Annotated in this window: 9 protein-coding genes; 1 reads left to right on the top strand and 8 read right to left on the bottom strand. The window is 74.3% G+C overall.

Translation table 11 applies throughout. The features are described from left to right. The 3 genes from ACLQ29_RS17430 to ACLQ29_RS17420 form a co-directional block, all read right to left on the bottom strand. Positions 1 to 3999: AMP-binding protein (locus ACLQ29_RS17430; RefSeq protein WP_425772574.1), on the bottom strand; the 3999-nt coding region annotated here is incomplete at its 3' end. A 242-nt stretch (positions 4000 to 4241) separates the two neighbouring features. Further along, positions 4242 to 5081, bottom strand: a complete 840-nt coding sequence (locus ACLQ29_RS17425) for an ABC transporter permease (RefSeq protein WP_425772573.1) — start codon at positions 5079 to 5081, stop codon at positions 4242 to 4244. Continuing rightward, a complete protein-coding gene (locus ACLQ29_RS17420) occupies positions 5078 to 6106 on the bottom strand; it encodes an ATP-binding cassette domain-containing protein (protein WP_425772572.1) in 1029 nt (342 codons plus the stop codon). Before ACLQ29_RS17420 ends, ACLQ29_RS17425 begins: the two co-directional genes overlap by 4 nt. A 108-nt stretch (positions 6107 to 6214) precedes the next feature. Between ACLQ29_RS17420 and ACLQ29_RS17415 the strand changes: the two genes are divergently transcribed. Continuing rightward, entirely contained in the window at positions 6215 to 6862 is a 648-nt protein-coding gene (locus ACLQ29_RS17415) for a TetR/AcrR family transcriptional regulator (RefSeq protein ID WP_425772571.1), read from the top strand. A gap of 57 nt (positions 6863 to 6919) precedes the next feature. Here the strand turns inward: ACLQ29_RS17415 and ACLQ29_RS17410 are convergent, their stop codons facing one another. The 5 genes from ACLQ29_RS17410 to ACLQ29_RS17390 all read right to left on the bottom strand — a co-directional run bounded on the left by ACLQ29_RS17410 (position 6920) and on the right by ACLQ29_RS17390 (position 23960). Continuing rightward, positions 6920 to 7597 (bottom strand): response regulator transcription factor, encoded by a 678-nt coding sequence (locus tag ACLQ29_RS17410; RefSeq protein ID WP_425755682.1) that lies wholly within the window; start codon positions 7595 to 7597, stop codon positions 6920 to 6922. 205 nt (positions 7598 to 7802) lie between these two features. Further along, a complete protein-coding gene (locus ACLQ29_RS17405; protein WP_425772570.1) occupies positions 7803 to 8183 on the bottom strand; it encodes a hypothetical protein in 381 nt (126 codons plus the stop codon). A gap of 62 nt (positions 8184 to 8245) precedes the next feature. Next, positions 8246 to 8476: an MbtH family protein gene (locus ACLQ29_RS17400; RefSeq protein WP_393368276.1), complete on the bottom strand. Its 231-nt coding sequence runs from the start codon at positions 8474 to 8476 to the stop codon at positions 8246 to 8248. A 2-nt stretch (positions 8477 to 8478) separates the two neighbouring features. Then, positions 8479 to 18810, bottom strand: coding sequence for an amino acid adenylation domain-containing protein (locus ACLQ29_RS17395; protein WP_425772569.1), 10332 nt, complete (start codon positions 18808 to 18810; stop codon positions 8479 to 8481). Positions 18811 to 18923: 113 nt separating this feature from the next. Further along, positions 18924 to 23960, bottom strand: a complete 5037-nt coding sequence (locus tag ACLQ29_RS17390; protein WP_425772568.1) for a condensation domain-containing protein — start codon at positions 23958 to 23960, stop codon at positions 18924 to 18926. Positions 23961 to 23974: the final 14 nt, after the last annotated feature.

The following is a 23974-nucleotide window of genomic DNA, read 5'->3' as shown; positions in this document are numbered from 1 at the left end:
GATTTCGTCGGGTTGTACCTGGGTGGCGACGGCGGGCAGCGTGAGCGCCACCGCGGTGTCGTCGTCGGCGTCCACCACCACGACGGGTAGACCCGAGCCGGGGTCGTCGGTGTCGGCGCCGGCGCGGAGCAGCACCGCCGAGCAGGCCGCGTGCTCGATGACGAACCTCTGGCGCTGCGCCGGCACCGACGGGTCCACCGGCACGTACGCGGCACCCGCCAACCCGACGCCCAGCACCGCGATCACCTGTTCGACCGACTTGTCGATGACCACGGCCACCCGGTCGCCCCGATTCACGCCGGCGTCCACGAGCCGGTGTGCGACGAACGACGCCCGGGTCAGCAACTGCCCGAAGGTCAACCGCCGGCCCGAGGCCACCACGGCCAGCCCGTCCGGATCGGCGGTGGCGTGCGCGACCAACCGGGTCCACAGCAGCCCGGACGGCACCGGCGCCTGGGTGGCGTTCACCTCGGCCACCAACTCGGCCAGCCCGGCGGGGGAGACCTCGGCCGAGCTGGTCCAGCCCGTGCCCGAGCCCAGGCGGTGCAACACGTCGACGAAGCCGCCGAACATCTGCTCCACCAACCCATCCGGGAACAGCTCGTCCACGGCGTCCCAGCTCACCAGGGCCGCGCCGTCCTCCTCCCGGACCTGGTGGTCGATCCAGATCTGCGGAGTCTGCGACACCGAGAAGGCGGTGTCGCCGAGCCACCGGGTGTGGATCTCGCCGTTGTCCCGGCCGCTTGTGAACACGACCGGCACCGGCAGCGCGGCCCCGCGCCGGCGGGCCTGCTCGCGCAGCACCTGGACGCCGCTGAAGTGCCGGTGCTCCAGGTCGCGCCACAGTTGGCGCTGGATCCGGATGGCCAGCTCGGCCAGGCCCGGCCCGCCGCCCAGGTCGATCTCCAGCAGGGTGATCGACGTGAAGTCACCGACCACCGCGTCCACGTCGGGGTGCAGCGGCAGCCGGTTGAACAGGGTGGTGGCCACGCAGAACCGCGAGGTACGGCTCCACCGGCCGAGCGCCGACGCGTACGCGGCGAGCAGCACGGCCGACGGGGTGATGCCGTGCGCCGCGGCGTCCCGCTTGATCCGCGACCAGGTCCCGGCGTCGATCCGGTGCTCGTGACGGTGGAAACGGGACCGGCGCAGCTCCGCCGCGCTCGGCGCGAGGGGCAGGTCGGGCCCGCCGGGGAGGGTGTCCAGTCGGTCCAACCAGTAGGCCCGCGAGCGGGCGTACTCCGGACCCGCCTCCATCGCCCGCGCGGCGAGCAGGTAGTCGCGGAAGGACACCCCGATCTCGGGCAGTGTGGCGCCCGGGTCGAGGTAGAGCCGACGCCACTCGTCGAAGAGCACCTGCACACTGCGGACGTCGCCCACCAGCAGGTCGAAACCGATGTGCACCCTGGTGTGCCCGAGCGGGAGCCGGCTGATCCGGACGTCCAGCATCGGCCCGGTGTCCAGGGGCAACACCTGGTGCGACATCTCCTCGCGCACTGCGGCGAGGGCCTCGTCGGCCTCGTCGAGCGAGGCGTCGCACAGGTCGATCTCCCGCACCGGCACGGTGCCGGGCGCCGCGAGGATCCGCTGCGTGCCGTCGGAGCCGATGACCGCGCGCAGCATCTCGTGCCGCTCGACGAGCGCGCCCAGGGCCCGCACCAGGCGCGGCACGTCCAGCGACGCGGAGTCCAGCTCGCTGTACCAGTAGGTGGAGACACCGCCGAGGCGCGCGGCCCCGCTGCGCCCGACCAGGTAGGCGTGTTGCAGATCGGTAAGCGGGAACGGTTCGCCCCGGCGGGTCGGGTCGGCGACCAGCGCCGGCAGGGCCGTGGCCTCTGCCGGATCGTCGGCCCGCGGGGCGGTGAGCCGCGCGGTGACCAGGCGGGCCAATTGGCCCACTGTGGCGTCGGCGAACTCCTCCAACGGCAACCGCACGGCGAGGTCGCGTTCGAGGGCGCTCTGCACCTGGAGTGCCCGCAGCGAGTCGAGGCCCAACAGGGTGAGCGGGATGTCCGGGGTGATGGCGGCGGCGTCGACGCCCGGGGTGGCGGCGAGTCGCCGGCAGATCTCGGCGCAGACCACCGGTTCCCGCATCATCTCGGGCAGCGCGTCGAGCAGGTCCCGCACCGGGGTCGCGCCGGCGGTGCGGCTGCCCGCACCGGCCGCGACCGGCCCGGTGTCGGCCCGGCACGTCCCGTCGTCGAGCTCTCCGACCGGCGCGTCCGGGCTGGACCTGTCGTCGGCCGGCGTCGGAAGGGTCGGCGTCGAGGTCGGCTCGTCGGCAACCCACCTGGTGAGTTCGGTCAGGCTGCCCTCGCCGTACCCCTGTTTCGCCGCGTGCCGCTGCACCTTGCCGCTGGAGGTCCGCGGCAGCGTGCCGGCGCGTACCAGCACCACGGCGTGCACGGCCACCTCGAACTCGGCCGTCACCGCCTGCCGGATCGCCGCCACGATGGCGTCCACGTCCGGCTCGGTGGCTTCGCGGCGTACCTCGACGACGACGAGCAGTTGCTCTCCGGCCGGGGTCTCCAGCCCGGCCGCGGCCGCCAGGCCGGAGTGCAGCGCCGGGTGGCTGGCCACCGCGCACCGCTCGACGTCCTGGGGGTAGAGGTTGCGCCCCCGTACGATGATCATGTCCTTGATCCGGCCGGTCACGTAGAGCTCGCCGTCGTGGACGAACCCCAGGTCGCCGGTCCGCAGGAACGGCCCCTCGCCGGTGGTGACCCGCGCCTGGAACGTCTCGCGGGTCTGCTCGGGCCGCCGCCAGTAGCCCTGGGCGACGCTCGGCCCACTCACCCAGATCTCGCCGACCTCGCCGGCCGGCAGCAACCGGCGGTCCGGCCCGTCGACCACGACCACCGACTGTGCCGGGTCGATGCCGGGTCCGACACTGACCAGCCGGCGGCGGTCCGTCCCGTCGGCCGCCGGGGTGATCTCCCCGCGCTCCAGCGCGCTGGCGCTCACGTCCAGCTCGGCCGGCGCGGTTCGGGTGATGGTCACGGCGAGCGTCGACTCGGCCAGCCCGTACCCGGAGCGGAACGCCTCGGGGCGGAAGCCGCAGCCGGCGAACGTGGCGGCGAAGCGCCGCAGTGTGTCGACCCGGGTCGGCTCGGCGCCGAGCACCGCGCTCGTCCAGGTCGACAGGTCCAACCCGGCCCGCCGTTGCTCGTCGATCCGGTCGGTGCAGAGGTTGTAGGCGAAGTCGGGGGCGTACGACGTGGTCCCGCCGTAGCGGGAGATGGCCTGCAACCACTGGAACGGGTCGAGCGCGAACGTCGCGGGCGCCAGCAGCACCGCCTCGAACCCGCCGTGGATGGGTTGCAGCACACCGGCGATCAGACCCATGTCGTGGTACGGCGGCAGCCAGCTGACCATCCGGTCACCCGGGTGGTAGCCGACGGCGTCGTGCAGCGTGCTCGCGTTGCGCAGCAGGTTGCCGTGGCTCACCATCACGCCGCGCGGGTCGCCCGTGGTGCCGGAGGTGTACTGGAGGAAGGCCAGCGAGTCGCCGTCGATCCGTGGCGGGCGCCAGTCGGCGTCGTCGTCGGCGACGGTGGCGGTGTCCAACCAGTCGAAGCCGACAAGTTCCTCCGCCTGGGCGAAACGGGCGCTGGCGGCGGCGCTGATCCGGTCGGTGGTCAGCGCCAGAGCGGGGGCGGAGTCGCGGACCAGGCCGCGGATGCGTTCCAGTCGGCGGGTGAAGTTGGGCGGATAGGCCGTCACGGCGACCACCCCGGCGTAGAGACAGCCGAAGAAACAGGCGATGTACTCCAGCGACGGCGGGTGCAGGATCAGCACCCGGTCGCCGGGCGCCGCGTGCTGGCGTACCCGGGTGGCGATCGCCCTGGCGCGCTGGTCCAGGGCCGCGAAGGTCAGACTCTCCCGTTCCCGGCCGTCGCGGTCGAGAAAGAGGTAGGCCCTCCGGTCCGGCTGCTCCCGAGCGCGGATGCGGAGGAGGTCGACGACGGTGTGCGTGGACTCGGAGGCATGCGTGCGCATGAAATCCCACCTTCTGTGCGCTGGCGTTTAGCGACCGGGCTCTGTGGAAATGTTGGTCAGATCGCAACAGCTTTGAAATGCCCGGGCGGGGTGTCATCTCGGCTAGGACCGGGGTAGTCAGGTGGCTACGTCCACCGGCCTGGCACGGCGGTGACCGGCACAGACACCGGCCCGTGGCTGGTGGGAAGCCACGGGCCGGTGAGTCCTGCGCGCTGGCGGATCAGCGGCGGGAGGGGGAGGGATCAGCGGCGGGAGCGGGAAACCCTCCCGCGCAGCGCGAGGTACGCGAGCGTGTGCGCCAGGATGCCCACCGCCACGATGGCGATGAACCCGTGCAGCAGCGGGGTCGCCGACCACCCCTCGGTGATCAGGGACCGCAGCGCGCCGTAGACGTAGGTCAGCGGGTTGACCCCGGCCACCGCGTCCATCCACCCGGTCATCTCCTCGCGGGGCACGATGGTCGTGGAGAGGAAGACGAACGGGAAGAACAGCAGGAAGGTCTGGGCGGTCACGGTCGGGTTGGCGGTGCGCAGCGCCACCGCGTAGAGGATGCCGACGTACGCCAGGGACCAGGCCAGCGCCACCCCGATGAACGCCAGCATGCCCAGCACGCCGGTGGCGAACTCGACGCCGACGATCGTGCCCATGATCAGCACCGGCACGGTGAGCGCGGCCACGATGGCGAGATCGGCGACCATCATGCCGAACAGCAGCGCCAGCCGGTTGACGGGGGAGAGCAGCAGTCGGTCGAAGTAGCCGTTCATGATGTCGGTGACGACCGACGGCGCGCGGGTCACCCCGGTCACCGCGATGACGATCGACACCGGGAGCTGGAAGGCCCGGAACTCGTCGATCCCGGCCTGACCGAAGATGCTCTCCAGCGAACCGATGAAGATCGCGAAGAAGAACACCGGCACGAAGATCGGCGGAAACAGCGTCTCCGGTTCGCGGCGGGCCTGCCGCAGCGAACGGCCGGCGATGTGGATCACGTCGCGGACGAAGCCGGCGCGCCGGGCGAGGTTCGGCCTGGGCGTGGGCACCTGCGTCCGGGTGGCGGGCAGGGCGTCGGGCATGGTGGTCATCGGGGTGCCCCTCCTGCGGTGGCGAGCTCCGCGTCGGCCTGGTCGCCGGCCAACCGCTGACCGGTGACCGAGAGGAAAACGTCGTCGAGGGTGGGCCGGCGCAGCGTCAGGCTCTGCACCGGCACGCCGGCGTTGGCGAGCGCCACGGCGACCGGTGTGACCGCGGTCGGCCCGTCGCCCACCCGCGCGGTGATCTCGGGGCCGACGACGTCGACGCCCTCGACCTCCGGCAGTGCGCGCAGCGCCGTGGCGGCCGACTCGGCGTCGCCGTCGACCCGGGCCACCACCATGTCGGCGCCGATGCGCCGCTTGAGCGCGTCCGGCGTGTCCTCGGCGACCAGCCGGCCGTCGGAGATGATGCCGACCCGCTCGGCGAGCTCGTCGGCCTCCTCCAGGTACTGGGTGGTGAGGAAGACAGTGGTGCCGCTCTCGGAGTTGAGTCGGCGTACCTCGTCCCAGAGGGCGAACCGGCTGACCGGGTCGAGGCCGGTGGTCGGCTCGTCCAGGAAGAGCACGCTGGGGTTGTGGATCAGGGCGAGCGCGAGGTCGAGGCGACGCCGCATGCCGCCGGAGTACGAGCCGGCCGGGCGCCCGATGGCGTCGCCGAGCTCGATCAGGTCCTGCAACTCGCTGATCCGGCGGTCGATGTCCGAGCTGCGCAGGCCGTACAGCCGGCCCTGCAACTCCAGGTGCTCGAGGCCGGTCTGCCGGTCGTCGATGGCGGTCGCCTGGAGGGCGGCGCCGATCGACAGGTGCACGCCGACCGGGTCGCGCGCGACGTCGTGCCCGGCCACCGTGGCGGAACCGCCGGACGGGGTGAGTAGCGCGCAGAGCATGCGGACGGTGGTGGACTTGCCGGCTCCGTTGGGGCCCAGGAACCCGTAGATCTCACCTGTTGGCACGCACAGGTCGACGCCGTCGACCGCCCAGTGCGCGCCGAATCGCCTGCGCAGGCCGGTCGCGATGATTGCGGGAGCAACTAGTCCTCCACCTGGTGGAGGTGAGACAGCCGTTCTTGGGTCCATACTGGTCTCCTCGGGCCGATATACTCAGGAGTCTCCGAGACAGTGCGTCTGGTGTCAATACATTGTGTCTCGGTAGTGCGCCGAGTCGGGACGGTTTTGGAGGCAGCGGTGGCGGAGGACTGGCGTGACACCATCGAGACCCACAAGGCTCGATACCGCGAACGGATCATCGACGCGGCGATCGAGCTGGTGGCTGAGGAGGGCGTCGCCAAGGCGTCGATGGCCGCGTTGGCCCAGCGGGCCGGGATCGGCCGAGCGACGGTCTACAAGTACTTCCCGGACGTCGAGCACGCGTTGCTCGCCCACGTCGAGCGGGAGGTCGATGACTGCCAGGCGGCCCTGCTGGCGGTCCGCGCACGCGAGGAGGACCCGGTCGAGCGACTGCGCGGCTGCATCGAGGCGCTGCTCGGCTACTTCGCGAGCCAACGACACCGGTTGAGCTGGGTGACGCTGGAGCAGGCGGATCTCTCGTCGGCGGCGGTCTCCCGCCTCCGTACGTTGATGACAAATCTGCCGCAGGCCTTCATCGAGACGATCGCGGCCGGCATCGACGCCGGCGGCCTACGCGGCGATCTGCGGCCGGACGTGCACGGGCTGCTCATCTTCAAGATGGTGGTCAGCCTGCACGACTACCTCGTCTCCGGCGCGCTGACCCAGCAGGACGCGGCGCAGACGGTGTGGCAGCTGATCAGCGAGGGTGTGCTTCCCCGGGAGGCCGGCCACCTCACCCCGGTGGCCAGCGCCTCGTCGGTCTGAGCGCGAGCGGGGCCGGCCCCGGGTGCACCGGGCTCCGGCCCCGCCGCTTGCGACGCCTCAGACCTCTTCGAGCAGGCCCTGCTTGATGGCGACCGCGGCGGCGAGGGTGCGGTTGGAGCAGTTGAGCTTGGCCAGGATGTTGGCCACCAGCCGCTTGACGCCGTGCTGCGAGATCAGCATCCGACGGGCGATCTGCTTGTTGCTCAGGCCCTCGGCGAGCAGGATCAGCGTCTCGCGCTCCCGTGGCGTCAGCTTGGTGCAGTCGGCGCGGACCTGGGGCGCGGTGCCGCGTGCGCGCTCCAGCAGCCGGTTGGCAAGCATCGCCGGCATCGGGATCTCCCCGCTGTCGATCCGGCTCAGCGCCTGTGCCAGCACGTCCTCGGTGACGTCGTCCTGGATCAGGAAGCCGTTGCTCGGAAAGCGGGTGACCGCGTCGAGGCTCTCGCAGCGGCGTCCCAGCAGCAGCAGGATCTTCGCGCCCTGGCTGAACGCCGCGTCGGCGACCCGGTAGGGCCCCGTCGCCGCGAGGTCCTCGCAGGCCAGCACCAGGATGTCGTACGGCCGGCCACACGGTACGTGATCGGGATAGGCGGCGACGAAGGTGTTCACCTCGGTCACCGAGTCGAGTGAGCTGAGCATGTCGCTGAGGCCGCGACGCGCCAACTCGTTGTCGGCGAAGACGAGGACGCTGAATCCGTCTCGGCCCTCTGTGAACGGGTTCCCAAATCGTTCCACGTCGATCAACTCTCCCCCGGTTGGCCCCGTGACAAACGAAGTGTAGAGCCCGTGACAAAGTGTCGCGAGTGCTACGTGAGATCAAGATTGCAGAAACGAAGGTCTATGTCCCCTGATCACAGCATCAGCGCATGTCGGTCGCGGTCGAAGCCAACCGGCCACATTGCTCAACCGAAAGTGGGATGGGCCGAACGGCGATCGACCATTATCGACGGTTTCGTCGCCACTGGTCGACGGCCAACGCCGCCACCAGCAACGGCACCACGACCCACAATTGCGCCGTCGTGTAGTGCCGGAGTTCGCCCGGAACGTCCACACCCCGGATCTCCGCCTCCAGCGCGCCGGGACGGATCAGCGTGAGCGCGTGCACCGACAGCGGTACGTAGTTGACGGCCAGACCGATCAGCCACCACCCCACCACCGTGCGCAGGCCGCCACCGGAGGACACCGAGAGGACGCCGAGCGCGCCCGTACCGACGACGCCCAGCAGGAACTCCGCGAGGATGACCCACCGTCGCCACTGGACCCCGGCGGATCCCCACATGTCGATGGCGGCCAGGCGACGCACGTCCAGTCCGAGAGCCATGCCCGGCATGCTGTCACGAGCCGGTCCCGGCCCGCCATCGCTTCCCGAGGACACGACGGCGCCTACTCCTGGAGCCGGACGTCCGGAGCGGTCAGGGCCCGGACCAGGCTGCGGGGACGCATGTCCGTCCAGTGCGTCTCGATGTGCCGCAGACACTCCGCCCGACCCGCGGGCCCCAGCGTCACGCTCCACCCGGCCGGCACGTCCGCGAACGCCGGCCACAGCGAATACTGGCCCTCCTCGTTGACCAGGGACAGGAAGGTGCCCTCGTCGTCCTCGAACGGGTTCGTCATCGTCAGCTCCTCACCAGGGGTTCGGCCCGTACCGCGGCGACCCGCCGCTCCGGATGGTCGACAAGCAATTGCAGGGCCCGCACCATGGCCGCCACCAGCCGCTCCACCTCGGCGCGCGGCAGCAGATCGGGCCGGTGGGTGACCCGGAAGGCGATCCGCTCGTACGGCAGCACGGCCAGCCCGAAGGTGAAGTGCGGGGTGTCGTGGCCGGTGGCGCCGCTCATCCGCAGGCCGCCGTTGGCCTCGGTCAGCGCCTCCATGTCCAGCGGGAAGTTCTCGAAGACGACCGCGCTGTCGAACAGCTCGCCCACCCCGGCGGCGCGCTGGATCTCACCGAGACTGAGGTACTGGAAACCGCTCAGGTGGGACTGCTCGTCCTGGACCCGGGCCAGCAGCCCGGCGAGGTCCTCGTCGGCGCGCAGCCGGACCCGGACCGGAAGCGTGTTGATGAACAACCCCACCATCTTCTCCACGCCCGGCAGCTCGGGTGGCCGGCCCGCCACGGTCATGCCGAACACCACGTCGTCGCGGCCCAACGCGTCGGCGAGGGTGAGCGCCCAGGCCGTCTGGACGAAGGTGTTGACGGTGAGCCCACCGGCCCGCGCCTGCGCCCGCAGGGCCGTGCTGAGCGGCTCCGACAACTCCGAGATCACGTGCTCCGGAAGCACCGCCTCCTTCTCCGGCGCCGGCTCGGCCAGGATGCTCGGCCCGGACAGGTCGTCGAGGACGTCCCGCCAGGCGACGCGGGCCGCCGTCCGGTCCTGGCGCGCGATCCAGGCCAGGTAGTCGCGGTACGGGGGCGGCGGCGCCAGCGCCGTCCCGCGCACCTCCGCGTGGTACAGCGCCAGCAGGTCGGTGATGAGCAGCGGCGTCGACCAGCCGTCCAGGAGGATGTGGTGCGCGCCGATCACCAGGGCGTGCCGCTCGGCGGCCAGCCGGACCAGCAGCAGCCGCACCATCGGCGGCTGCGTGGGCTGGAAGCGGGCCGCACGGTACGCGTCGACCAGATCCACCAGCCGGCTCTCCTGCTCCGCCGGGGCGAACTGGCTCAGGTCGATCTCCCGCCACGGCATCCGGGTCGTCTCGCCGATCACCTGCACCGGAACCGGCAGCCCCTCGTGTAGGAACGCGGCACCGAGGTGCGGATGCCTGCGCAGCAACCCGTCGCCGGCCCGGCGCAGCGCTGCCCCGTCCAGCGGACCGTCCAGGTGCAGGGTGAACTGCACGACGTAGACGCCGCGGGCCTCGTCGGCGGAGACCGCGTGGAAGAGCAGGCCCTCCTGCAACGGAGCGAGCGGCAGCACCTCGCTGGGGCTGGGGACCTCGGCGGTGATCGCGTCCACCTCGTGCTGGGTGAGGCGCAGGAGAGGGAAGTCGCTCGGGGTGCGTCCGCCGGCGCTGACCCCGGCCAGCGCCGCCAGGCCGCCCAACGCCTGTCGCCACGCCCGTGCCAGCTCCTCGACCTCGGCCGCGTCGACGACCTGGCTTCCGTACATCAGGCTCGCCGACAGCGACGGACCCTGCGGGCCGTCCACCGACCAGGCGGTGACCTCCAGGACGTGGTCGAGCGCGGTACGCGGATCCGCGCCGCCGTCCAACCCGCCCGACTCCGGAGCCGGACTCCAGGCGTCCGATCCGGCGCTCGGGTCGTCGGCGCCGCCGGCGAACCGGCCCAGGTAGTTGAAGCCGACCTCCGGGCGCCCGGCCGCCGCCAGCAGCGGCCGGGTGTGCGGGTTGAGGAAGCGCAGCAGGCCGTATCCGATGCCGTGGTCCGGCATCGACCGCAGCTGCTCCTTGACCCGCTTGAGCGCCGACTCCAGGGCCGGCCCACCCGACACCACCTGCTGCCAGTCGACCGCGCCGGGGTCGAGGCGGACCGGGAACATGCTGGTGAACCAGCCCGCGGTGCGGGTCAGGTCCAGCCCGTCGACGAGCGGTTCGCGGCCGTGCAGCTCGCTGTCGATCACCAGCGCAGAGCCGCCGTCGGCCCGGCCCCGAGCCCGGCGTCGGTGGGTCGTGGCGAGGGCCAGCGCGGTGGCCAGCACCACGTCCGGCGTGCAGTGGAACAGCGCGGGCAGCCGGACCAGCAGCGCGGCGCTCTCCTCCGGTGGCAGCTCGACCGGCACGACGGCGGCGCTCGCGATGACGTCCACCGCAGGGTCGAGCGGCCGGCTGCCCAGCGACGGCTCACGACCGCCCAGCTGGGCCAGCCAGTGGTCCACCTCGTTCTCCCGGTCGGGGCGCTGCGCCTCCTCGGCGAGCAGCCCCGCCCACCGGCGCAGGGACGTGCCGACGGGCGCGAGCGCCGCGCCGGCCGGGGTCCCGTCGCGGACGGCCCGCCAGGCGGCCTCCAGGTCGGCGCCGAGCACCCGCCAGGTGACGCCGTCGACGACGAAGTGGTGGGCGAGCAGGAACAGCCGGCCGGTCCGTTCGCCGCCGGCGTCGGCGTGCACCACCCGGAACATCTGTCCGTTGGCGGGCACCAACGCGCGGCGCGCGTCCTCCCGGGCCGCGTCGAGGAGCGCGTACGCCTCGGTGTCGTCGAGGTCGGCGACCCGGACCTGGTCGACGACGGTGCTGGCGTCCACCGACCCGACCGGCAGGATCTCGCACCCGCCGGCGGTGTCGACCCGCATCCGCAGCGCGTCGTGGTGGTCGAGCAGGGCCTGCACGGCCACCACCAGGTCGGCGTGGGCGAGGCCGCCCGGCACGGCCAGGGTGATCGACTGACTGAAGCCGTCCACCGGCCCCGGCCGCTCGTGGCACCATCGCATGATCGGTGTGAGCGGCATCGCGCCGATCGCCTCCTCGCGGGTCTCGACGGCCGGCGCCGTCACCGCCTGGGCGACCGCCGCGATGGCCGCGACCGACTTGTGCGCGAAGACCTGCCGCGGTGTCAGCGCCAGACCCGCCCGGCGGGCCCGGCTGGCCAGTTGCAGCGCGGAGATGCTGTCCCCGCCGAGGTCGAAGAAGCGGTCCTCGACGCCCACCTCGTCCAGTCGCAGCACCTCGGTGAAGAGCCTGGCGACGACCCGTTCGGCGTCGGTGCGCGGAGCGCCGCCCCGCCCGCCGACCACCGGCCCCGGCGCGGGCAGCGACGCCCGGTCCAGCTTGCCGTTCGCGGTCAGCGGGAACCGCCGCACCACGACGACGGCCGCCGGCAGCATGTGGTCGGGCAGACGCGTCGCGGCCCACTCGCGGACCGCCACGCCGTCGGCCTCGGCGCCGGTGACGTAGGCGACCAGCCGGCGTACCCCGGGGTGGTCCTCGCGGGCGACGACGACGGCCTCGGCCACCGCCGGATGCTCGCGCAGCGCTGCCTCCACGTCCCCCGGCTCGATCCGGAAGCCGCGCACCTTCACCTGGTCGTCGGCGCGGCCCAGGAAGTGCAGCACCCCGTCGGCGTCCCAGCGGGCCAGGTCGCCGGTGCGGTAGAGCCGGCCGCCGGGCGGGCCGAACGGGTCGGCCGGGAACCGCGACGCGGTCAGCGCCGCGTCGTCGAGGTAACCGTGCGCCAGCCCGGCGCCGGCCAGGTACAGCTCGCCCGGCACGTCCGGGCCCACCGGCCGCAGCGCCGGGTCCAGGACGTACGCCCGGGTGTTGTCCATCGGCCGGCCGATGGGCAGCGGGCCGTCGACCGGATCACCGGGGCGCACCGGCCAGGTGGTGGCGAACGTGGTGTTCTCGGTCGGGCCGTACCCGTCGACCACCGTGATGCCCGGCACGGCCGCCCGTACCCGGGCCACCGCGTCGGTCGGCACCACCTCGCCGCCGGTCCACACCTCCGCCACCCCGGCCAGCGCCTCCGGCGCCTCCCCGGCGACCAGCCGGAAGAGGCTGGCGGTCAGCCACAGCGCGGTCACCCGGTGCCGGGCGACGAGCTGGCCGATGGTCGCCACGTCCAGGTCACCGGGTGGCGCGACGACCACGGTGCCGCCGCGCAGCAGCGGCACCCACAGCTCGTAGGTCGCGGCGTCGAACGTCACCGGCGAGTGCAGCAGGACGCGCCGGTGGGCGGCGGTGTCGAAGCGCCGGTCCAGCGCCAGGGCGACGATGGCGCCGCCGGACACCACCACGCCCCGGGGCACGCCCGTGGTGCCGGAGGTGTACATGACGTACGCCGGCCGGCCGGCCGCTGCCGGGACGCGGGGCGTGGTGCTGCCGCCCGGTCCGTCGGGACGCAGCCGGGGGCCGGGGAAGTCGGGCAGCGCCGCGTCGTCGGCCGCGACGAGGCAGGTGGGGCGGGCGTCGGCCAGGATGGCCGCCAGTCGCGCGGATGGGTAGTCGACGTCGACGGGCAGGTACGCCGCGCCGGCCCGGAGGGTGGCGAGCAGGCTCACCACGAGCGCGGCGCCCCGGGGCACGGCGACCGCCACCCGGTCGCCCGGCGCGACGCCCGTCGCGACCAGCGCAGCGGCCAGCCGGTCGGCGCGGGAATCCAGCTCGCGGTAGGTGAGCGTGGTGTCCCCGTCGAGCACCGCGACCGCGTCCGGGCTGCTGGCGGCGACCGCCGCCACCAGCTCGTCCGGCCCGAGCGCGGGCAGCGCCGCCGCCGTGTCGTTCCACCCGGCCAGCGCGTCACCCCCGCTCGGATCGGCCAGCCGGAGCCGGCCGACAGGTGTGTCCACGTCCGACACCAGCGCCTCGAACACGCGGCGCAACGCGGTCAGCAGGCGTCCGGTGCGTTCGTCGTCGACCACGTCCGGCCGGTGGTCCAACCGGAGCTGGACCCGCCCGCCCCGGGCGTACACCCGCAGCGTCACCGGGTAGTGGCTGCCGTCGTGACTGGCCAGGCCGACCACCCGCAGGTCGCTGCCGTCGGGCTGGAAGCTGCCGGTGTCCATCGGATAGTTCTCGAACGCGAACACGGTGTCGAAGAGGGTGGTGTGCCCGACCGCCCGGTGGATCGCGCGCAGGCCCAGGTGCTGGTGCGGCATGAGGGCCGTCTGCTCGACGCGCAGCCGGGTCACCACCTCGCGCAGCGACGATCCGGCGGCGCAGCGGACCCGTACCGGCACCACGTTCATCGACAGGCCCACCATGGCCTCGATGTCGTCCAGCTCCGGCGGGCGTACCGACACGGTGGCGCCGAACGCGACGTCCGCGCTGCCGGTGGTCGCGGCCAGCGCCAACCCCCAGGCCGCCTGCACGACCGTGTTGAGGGTGACCCCGCAGCGACGGGCCGCGTGCGCCAGGCCGTCGGAGAGCGCGTCCGGCAGGTCGACGGCGACCTCGCTGGCCGGCACCGGGTCCCGCCCGTCGCTGCCCGGCGCGACCAGGGTCGGCGTCTCGAACCCGGTGTACGCCTCGCGCCAGGCCGTCGCCGCGGCGTCGGTGTCCCGGCTCACCAGCCACGTCACGTACTCCCGGTACGGGGTCAGCGGCGGCAGGTCCCGCGCGGCGTCGCCGCCCGCGTAGAAGCTGAGGAGGTCCCGGATCAGCAGGGGCGTCGACCAGCCGTCGGCGACGATGTGGTGGCAGAGCAGGGAGATCCGGTGCCGCTCCTCGGTGAGCCGGTGCACCGAGATCCGGACCAACGGTGGCCGGGCCAGGTCGAAACGCCGGGCACGGTCGGCGGCGAGCAGGCGCTGCGACTCGTCCTCCTGGGCAGCCGGGTCGAGGCCACGCAGGTCCGTCTCGTCCACCGGTGGGTGGCCGCCCCGCGGGATCACCTGCACCGGCCGGGTCAGCCCGTCGTGCAGGAAACCGGCCCGCAGGTTGGGATGCCGGCGCAGCAGGTCGTCGGCGGCGCGACCGAGCCGGGCCACGGCGAGCGGGCCCTCGACGTCGAGGATCAGCTGCACCGAGTAGACGTCCAGGGCGTTCTCGTCGAACCGGGCGTGGAAGAGCATCCCCTCCTGCAGGGGCGCGACGGGCAGCAGGTCGACCGGGTCCGGCACCGCCGCGACCACCACGTCCAACTCCTCCGGGGTGAGCGGCGCCAGGCTCAGGTCCAGGTCCGGGTGCGTGGTGTCGCCGGAGCCGGGCAGGGCGGTGTGCGCGGCGAGCCCCACCAGCGCCTCCGCCCACCGGTTGGCCAGCTCGGCGATCTCCTCCTCGCCGAACAACTCGCCGGCGAACATCAGCGAGGCGGTGAGCTGGGTGCCGGTCGGGCCCTCCTGCGCGACCATGCCGATCTCCAGCTCGTGCGGCAGCGGAGAGTCCGGGTCGGCCCCGCCGCCCAGACCGTCGAACTCCTTCGCCGCGCCCCACCCGGTGTCGGCGCCCTCACCGCCCACCGCCGCGAACCGGCCGAGGTAGTTGAAGCCGATCTGCGGGCGGCCGGCCTCGGCGAGCACCGTCGACGTGTGCGGGTTGAGGTAGCGCAGCAGACCGAAACCGACGCCCTTGTCCGGCAGCGACCGGGTGAGCTGCCGGACGCGACGGATGGCGACGCCCACGGCCGGCCCACCGCAGCGGACCTCGTCCCAGTCCGGGGCGCCCGGGTCGAGGCGTACCGGGTAGATGCTCGTGAACCAGCCCACCGTGCGGGACAGGTCGACGCCGGGCACGACGGGCTCCCGGCCGTGACCCTCGATGTCCAGCAGCACGTCCGAGGCGTCGCCCTGACCGCGTCCGCGCCGCCACGCCGCGACGGCCAGCGCCAGACCGGTCATCAGCACCTCGTCCGGTCCGCAGTGGAACAGCGCCGGCGCCCGGGTGAGCAGCAGCTCGGTCTGTTCCGCGGGCAGCCGCATGGCGAACATCCGGCTGGTCCGGGTCACGTCGCGGGTCGCGACGAGCCGGTCGGTGCCCAGCGTGGGGTCCTCGCCCGCGAGCTGGTCGAGCCAGACGTCGACCTCGTCCTCCCGCTCGGGGCGGCGGGCCTCCTCGGTGAGCAACTGCGCCCAGCGCCGGTACGACGTGCCCACCGGCGACAGGTCCGCCGACGTCCCGGCCCGCGCCGCGCTCCAGGCGGCCACCAGGTCGGGCACCAGCACCCGCCAGGCGACCCCGTCGACGACCAGGTGATGCGCGACCACCAGCAGCCGCCCGGGGTGCCGCGGACCGGCGTCCAGCCACACCAGCCGCAGCATCACTCCGTCGGTGGGAGCGAGTTCCCGGCGGGCCGCCTCGGCCTCGCGCCTCACCGCCTCCGCCAACCCGCGCTCGTCCAGGCCCTCGACGTCCACCCGGCGTACGCAGGACGCGGCGTCGACCGCCCCGCGCGGCCGGACGTCAAGCGTCCAGCGGGCGACCCGGGTGCCGCCGCCCCGGCGGGTCAGGGTCAGCCGCAGCGTGTCGTGGTGGTCCAGCACGGTACGCAGGGCGGACACCAGCCGGTCGTGACCGAGGTCGGCCGGCACCTGGAGCCCGACCGACTGGCTGAACCCGTCGCCGGGACCGCCCCGCTGGCGGAACCACTCCATGATCGGTGTCAGCGGCACCCGTCCCACGCCGTCGTCGGCGACCTCCGCCGGACCGTCGTCGACCCGGCCGCAGATCGCCGCGAGAGCCTCGACGGTGGGGTGTTCGAAGACGTCCTGGGGGGTGAAGGAGAGCCCGGCGCGGCGGGCGCGGCTGACGAGCTGGATGGCGATGATGCTGTCGCCGCCGATGTCGAAGAGGCTGGCCCGGTGGTCGACCGACGGCAGGCCGAGCACGTCGGCGAAGACGCCGGCCAGCACGGTCGCGGCGCTGGCCGTCGGGTTGGCGGCAGCGGCGAAGTCGGGCGCGGGCAGGGCGGCCCGGTCCAGCTTGCCGTTGGGGGTGGTGGGCAGCCGGTCCAGGACGACGACCGCGCTGGGCACCATGTGGTCCGGCATCCGCGCGGCCGCCCACGCCCGTACGGTCGCGCCGTCGACCGCCCCGGTGACGTACGCGACGAGCTTGCGATCGCCGGGGCGGTCCTCCCGGGCGACCACGGCGGCGGCGGTCACCGACGGGTGTCCGGTCAGCGTGGCCTCCACGTCGCCGGGCTCGATCCGGAAGCCACGAACCTTCACCTGGTGGTCGGTACGCCCCAGGTAGTGCAGGACGCCGTCGGAGTCCCAGCGGGCCAGGTCACCGGTGCGGTAGAGCCGGGTGCCGGGCGGGCCGAACGGGTCGGCCGGGAAGCGTTCGGCGGTCAGCGCGGGATTGCCCAGGTAGCCGTCGGCGATCCCGTGACCGGCCAGGTACAGCTCGCCGGCGGTGCCGGGCGGGACCGGCTGCATCGCGCCGTCGAGGACGTACGCGCGGGTGTTGGGCAGGGGCCGCCCGATCGGCGGAGGGCCGTCGACCGGGCCACGGCCGTACCAGGCGGTGGCGTAGACGGTCGCCTCGGTCGGGCCGTAGACGTTGCCGAGGCGGGCGTCCGGGAATCGCTCGCGGACCGCGCGGGCCACCTGCACGGGTAGCGCCTCGCCGGCGAGCAGCAGCGTGTCCGGGGACAGGTCCAGTCCACCGTGCGCGACCAGGTGCCCCAGCACCGACGGCACGGTGCTGACCAGGCTGACCTGCCACCGTGCGGACGGCTCGGCGATCAGGGCCAGCGGATCGGCGACGAGTTCCACGGTGTGCCCGGCCAGCAGCGGCACCACCACCTCGAAGACGGAGACGTCGAAGCTGAGCGAGGTGGACGCGAGCACCCGGCGCAGCGCCCGGTCGCCGATGTCCCTGCGGGCCCAGGCGAGCAGGTTGGCGACCGACCGGTGGGCGACCACCACGCCCTTGGGTCGGCCGGTGGAGCCGGAGGTGTAGATGACGTACGCCGGGTGCGCCGGCAGCAGCGCAACGGACCGGTCGGCGTCGCCGGGCCGCCGGGCCGGACGCCCGTCGACGTCGGCGCGTACCGCCGGGTCGTCCAGCCGGACGGCTCGGTGGTCGGGGTGCCGGGCGGCCAGGTCGCCGCTCGTCACCAGCAGCGCCGGCCGGGCGTCGGCGAGCATGCCGGCGACCCGGGCGGCCGGGTATGCCGGGTCGACCGGCAGGTACGCCGCGCCGGTCTTGGTGATCGCGAGCAGCGCGACCACGGTGTCCGCCGTGCGGGGCAGCGCCAGCGCGACGAGGCGGCCCGGGCCCGCGCCCGCGGCGAGCAGGTGGTGCGCCAGCCGATTGGCCCGCTCGTCGAGATCCCGGTAGGTCAGCCGGGTCGGGCCGGCGACCACGGCGACGGCCTCGGGGTCGCGGTCGGCGGTGGCCTCGAAGAGCTCGGGGACGGTCGCCGGGACGACGGGGGTCGCCGTGTCGTTCCACCCGGCCACGGCGCGGCGGACCGGATCGCCGACCAGGTCGACGCCGGCCACCGGCTGCCGGGGGTCGGCGGTCAACGCCCGACGCAGGCCGGCCAGGTGGGCGGTCAGGTCGGCCGCGTCGAAGTGGGCGGCGTCGCCGTCGAGCAGCAGGCGCAGGCCGTGGTCGACCGGGTCCTCCACGACGCGGACGACCAGTTGCGCCGGCTGCCCGGTGCCGAGGTGCCGCACGGTCGCGGGGACCGGGCCGAAACGCGCCGGCGGCGCCGCGGGGACGGCCTCGATCAGCACGCCGTACGGCCCGACGTCGGTGACCGGGTGCCGAAGGTGGCGGCGGGCCCGGCGGGTCGCGTCGGCCACCCGGCGAACCACGGCGGCCACGGTCTGCTCGGGTCGCACCGGCACCCGCAGCGGCAGCACCCGGGCGAGCGGGCCGGGGTCGCGCAGGTCGCCCCGTTCGGTGCGCCCGGCCACCCGTACTCCGGTCAGCACGTCGGTCCCGGCGCCGCGCCGGTGCAGATAGCAGGTGACGGCCGCGGCCAGCCAGACGGGCCACGCGACGCCGACGGCGCGCGACGAGGCGCGTACCGCCGCCGTCTCGCCCGCGTCCAGCGGGGCCTCGGCCGTCACCCGGCCGACGCGGCGGTCGTCGAGGGCCGTCGACAGGCTGGCCGGCTGCGGCGCGTCCCGCAGCTCGCCGGCCCAGTGCCGCCGGGCCGCGTCGGCTCCCGGCGACTCCGGTCCCGGTGGGATCGTCGCGCGCAGCGGCTCCCCGGGGGCGCCGCCGCCCAGCAGTCCGGAGTAGATCTCGGCGGCCCGGGTGGTGACCAGCTCCACGCCGTGCCGGTCCAGGTGGCGGGCGGGGTAGCGCTGGTACCAGCCGCAGCGGCCCGCGCCCAGGTGCAGCAGCGCCTGAGCGGACCCGCGGTCGGCGCTCCGGCCGCCGGTGGCGTCCGTGCCGTTACCGATCCAGCCCTCGGCGGCGCGCTCCGGGTCGGGCTCGTCGCCCAGGTCGACAAGCTCCACGTCTTCGGGCGCGGGTAGCCCGGTGGCGGTCTGCAGTTCGTCCAGCGCGCGGCGAACCGCCGTGCCGAACAGCGCCGGGTCGAGTATGCCGTCCGGTGTGACGAGTGCGGCGACGGCGCCGGTGTGGTCGGCCACGGTCATCTCCCTCTAGAGGACGCGGGTGTGGGCGTAGTGGTGGAAGTCGCGGCCGGCCTTGCGCCCGACGGTGGCCAGATCGTCGATCGAGGCGGTCCACCGCACCGTCCCGGTCATCCGGTCGCCGCCGGCAGCCACAGATCGAGCACTGCCAGGCCCGGCTCGGCCGCCGCCGTGCGCAGCACGCCGACCAGCTCGTCGGCCAGCGCCGCAGCGGTGTCCGGGTCGAAGAGCGCGGTGCGGTAGGTCAGGTTCGCGGCGACGCCGTCGCCGTCCGGCCGCACGGTCAGCGCCAGGTCGTACGGGTGCTCGACGGCCGAGGCGTCCACCGGCCCGAACCACATGTCGAACAGCGGGTGGCGGCCCGGCAGCGGCGGCAGGTCCAGTGCCCGCGCCAGCGCGTCGACAGGCACGCCGAGGTGCTGGCGCGCCCCGGCGAGCGTGGCGTCGACCCGGGCCAGCAGGTCGCCCCAGGTGGGGTCGTCGGAGAGGTCCACGCGGATCGTGGCGGCCTGCGACCCGTGGCCCCCGTCCAGCGCCGCGCCCACCACCACGTCGTCGGTGCCGGCCCGCGCCGCGACCACGGCGAGGTACGCGCCCAGCAGCGCGGTCACCGGGTCGCCCCCGGCGGCCGCCACCACGTCGGCGGGCACGCCGAACCGGTGCACGGCGGTGGCCGCGTCCCCACCGGTCGGGCGGGGACGGTCGGTCGGCAGCTCCATCACCGGCGCGTGGGCGAGCACCTCCCGCCAGTACGCGACGTCACCGTCGGCGCCGCGGCCGGGCTCCCCGACCTCCGGAGCCGGAGACCCGGGCCGGGCGGCCGCGACGGTGCCGGCCACCTCCCGCACGGGCCGGTCCGGGTCGGCCGCGAGCGCCCGCAGCAGCGCCACGAACAGCTCGGCCATCCCCACCACTGTGGAGTGCTCGAAGAGCTGGGTGCTGTATTCCAGGATGCCCACCAGGTCCCGCATCTCGGCGTGCTCGCCGAGCACCAGGCTGAGGTCGAACTTCGCGGTGCCGGGCGGCAGTCCGGGGAACGGATCCTCCCGGTCGCCGCCGCCGAGCACGTTGCCCCGCCCGATGTCCCGCGAGACCGTCGGCGGCAGGGTCTGGTGGACGTACATCACGTCGAATAGCGGGCTGCGCGACGGGTCGCGCGGCCCGGCGACCGCCTTGACCACCCGGTCGAAGGGCACCTCCTGGTGCTCCAGACCGGTCAGCACCGTCCCGCGCACCTGGCGGACCAGGTCGCGGAAGGTCGGCTCGCCGGACAGGTCGGCGCGCAACGCGATGGTGTTGTTGAAGAAGCCGATCAACTGCCACAGCTCCGGGCGGGTACGCCCGATCGTCGGGGTGCCCACCACCACGTCGTCCTGCCCGCTGTAGTGGCCGAGCAGCACGTACAGACCGGAGAGCACGACGGTGAACAGCGTCGCGGTCTCCGCCCGGCCCAGCTCCCGCAGCGCCTCGGTGACCGGCTCCGGCAGGATGAAGCTGTGGTGGTCGCCCGTGTGGTCGCGGCGGGTCGGCCGGGGATGGTCGGTGGGCAGGTCGAGCACCGGCGGGTCGTGCAGCTTCTGCCGCCAGTAGTTCAGCTCCGCGTCCAGTGCCGGGCCGGTCAGCAGCTCGCGCTGCCACCGGGCGTAGTCGCGGAACTGGATGGGCAGCGACGGCAACTCCTGCCGCTCGCCCCGGGTACGGGCGGCCAGGTGGGCCGCCAGTTCGGCGGAGAGCACGGCCGGGGCCCAGCCGTCGTTCACCGCGTGGTGCATGAGCGTGATGCTCAGGTGGTCGTCGGGGGCGAGCCGGACCAGCACGACGCGGACCAGCGGGTCGTTGGCGATGTCGAAGACGTGCCGCTGCTCGGCGTGCAGGATCTCCCGGGCCGCCGCCTCCGGGCCGGGTGCGTCGGAGACGTCGATCACTGTGAAGAAGTCGCCCAGGGCGGGACGGATCACCAGGCGCGGCCGGCCGTCGTCGGTGACGAAGTTGGAGCGCAGCACCTCGTGGCGCGCCGCGAGATCCTCCCAGGCCAGGCGCAGCGCCTCGGCATCGAGTGGGCCGCGTACCCGGGCCGGCGCCGGCAGGTTGTAGAGCGTGGTGCCCGGGTCGAGCTGGTGGTGGAACCACATCCGCTCCTGGCCGAACGAGACCACGAGGTCGTCGCCGGGCACGATCGGTGGCAGCCCGCGCGTCGTCGACGCGCCCCGGCCCGCCGGCCTGGCCGGGCGGCGCGCCGGGTCGGCGACCGGGGGCGCGGCGGTGGCGTCGGGCTGCGGTAGGGCGGCGGACGGGGATGGCTGGGCGACCGGACCCCGTTGCGGGGCGGCAGGGGCGGCGTCAGGCTCGGCGGCCTCGGGCTCGACCTCCTCGGGCATGGCGGCCTCGGGCATGGCGGCCTCGGGCATGGCGGCCTCGGGCATGGCGGCCTCGGGCTCGTCGGGGTCGAGCGCCTGCGGATCGGGCGTGACCGGTCCGGGGCCGGCGGGTTCGGGGTCAGCCGCGCCGGCGCGTTCGGCGATCACGCCGGTGAGGTCGTGCACGTACGGGTGGTCGTAGATGTCGATGAGGCCGAGGCCGACGTCGTAGGTCTCGGCGACCCGGTCGATCAGTTGCAGGGCGATCACCGAGTTACCGCCGAGCGCGAAGTAGTCGGCGTCCGCCGGTACGTCGTCGGCGTGCAGCAGGGCCCGCAGTGTCTCCCGCAGCCACGGCCCGACCGGCGGCCCGACGGGCTCGGTGGCGGTGGCGGGCTCGGCGGTCGGTGCCTGCGCGGTAGCGGGTTCGCTGGTGGCTGGTTCGGCGGTGGCGGTGGTTGCCCGCGCGATAGTTGGTTCGGCGGTGGCTGTCCGTGCGATGGCCGGCTCGACGACTGGCGCCGGGGCCGGCGTGGCCGGATCCGCGCTGATCGGGTCCGGGGCCGGCGGCGTCTCGGCGTCCGCCGGAACGCCCGCCACCTCGGCCGGAGCCGCGGGCGGGCCGAGGCGGATGATCTCGCCCAGTGGCAGCGGCCAGCAGCGTTCCCCGCGCAGCGGGGTGCCGGGCAGGTGGATCCGGCGCGCAGGCGGACCGGCCGGCACCTCGGCCAGGGCGGCCCAGTCGAGGTCGACCCCGGCGGAGTACAGCGCGCCGAGCACGTGCAGCACCCCGTCGGGGCCGGGCGGCACGCGCAGCACGTCGCGCGGTCCGCCGGGCGTCGCCGGGTCGGCGAGCGCGTCGCCGAGTTCGCCTCGGAGGCCCAGCTCGACGACGGCGACCGGGCCGTCGGCGAGCACCGCGGCGACGGCCTGCCGCAGCCGCTCCGGGTCGGCGGCGGGGAACGAATCGCGGTCCGTCAGCTCGACGGTGTCCTCGGGTGTCAGCTCGTCGCGCAGCCAGCGCACCGCGTAGCGGGCCGCGCCGGAGCTGAGCATGCCGTGCACCGGCACCCCGGCGGCCACCAGCCTGCGGTGCGCGTCGAGCTGCCAGGCCACCGTGTCGGCGCGAGGTCCGCGCAGCGGCAGGGACGTCGGCAGCGGGGCAACTGTGGCGTCGGCCGGCACCTCGGCGTCTCCGGAGAGCAGCAACACCACCCGCGGCGTGCTGCCCGCGTCCGTCGCGCTCCCCGGCCGCGCGCCCGCCGGGTCGGCGGTCCGGCGCCAGGTCGCCTCGGCGGCCAGGGCGGTCGCGGCGGTCCGGGTGTCGCCGGCCACCACCGCGAGTCGTACCGGGTGGTGGTCGCGGCCCGCGCCCAGCGTGACGGCCACATCGGCGAGGCGGGCCGTCCCGGGCCGCAGGGCGACCGCGACCCGGGTGCAGGTCTGCAGCAGGTCGTCCGGGGTACGGGCGGAGATCGGCAGGAGCCGCGCCCCGCCGTCGTCGTCGGCGGGTGGCTCGGGCGCCTGCTCGACCACGCAGTGCGCGACGATGCCGCCCAGGCTGAAGGAGCTGATGCCGGCCCGGCGCGGCTGATCACGGCTGCCCGGCCACTGTTCCAGCGCGGTCACCACCCGCACTCCCGCCGCCTCCGGGTCGACGCCGTCGGCGGGGGAGCGGTAGTGCAGCGACGGGTAGCGCTCGCCGTGGCGCACGCTCAGGATCGCCCGCACCAGGCCGGCCACACCGGCCGCGTGGTCGAGGTGACCGATGGCGGTCTTGACCGATCCGATGGGCAGCGCCGCGCCGCGCCGGGTGCCGGCCCGGCGACCGGCCAGGCCGAGCCCTTCGATCTCCACGGCGTCGCCGAGCCGGGTGCCGGAGCCGTGCGCCTCCAGATAGCCCGCCGTGGAGAGGTCCAGGCCGGCCGCCCGCCAGGCCCGGCCGATGACGTCGGCGTGCGCGACGGCACTCGGTGTGCTGATCGTGGCGGAACGGTGTCCGTTGTGGCCGATCGCCGTGCCCCGGATGACGGCGTGCACGGGCAGACCCTCGGCCCGTGCCCGGGACAGCGTGCTGAGCAGCAGCACCGCGCCGCCCTCGCCGGCCGCGGTGCCGTCGGCGTCGCCGTCGAAGGCCCGGCACCTGGCCTGCGGGGAGATGATGGCCTGGAACGCGTCGGTGTCGTCGGCGGGTGGGTGCAGGGAACGCACCGCGACCCCACCGGCCAGCGCGAGGTCCGCGTCGCCGGCCCGCAGCTCGCGGCAGGCGTGGTGCACGGCGATGAGCGAGCCGTTGCACCCGGTGTCCACGCCGTAGGTGGGGCCGACCAGGCCGAACAGGTGAGCGACCCGGGACGGCAGAGCGCAGGGCACGGTGCCGAGCATGGCCAGGGTGCCGGTCTCGCCGACGAGCGCGGCGTAGTCGGCGCTCGGTGAGCTGAACACCACGGCCGTCCGGCTGTCCCGCAGGCTCGCCGGGGCCAGGCCCGCGTCCTCCACCGCGCCCTGCGTCAGGTGCAGGGCGATGCGGTGCTGCGGGTCCATCAGCTCCGCCTCCCGGCGGGACAGGCCGAAGAAGCGGTGGTCGAAGAGGTCGATGCGGTCCAGGTAGCCCAGCTCCGCGTACCGGACGTCAGGGTCGACGTTCGTGCTCTCCATCCGCGTCGCGGGCATCGGCCGCACACTGTCCCGGCCGGCGCGCAGGTTGGCGCGGAACGTGTCGAGGTCGTCGGCCTGCGGGAACCGCACGGCGACACCGATGATCGCGATGTCCTCTCCTGACTGGCCCATCGTTCTCCCTCCCG

The organism is Micromonospora sp. DT228 (assembly GCF_049841595.1).
GTDB lineage: Bacteria > Actinomycetota > Actinomycetes > Mycobacteriales > Micromonosporaceae > Micromonospora.
Note: the sequence above shows the minus strand (reverse complement) of the source record. Positions and strands in the feature narration are given on the sequence as shown.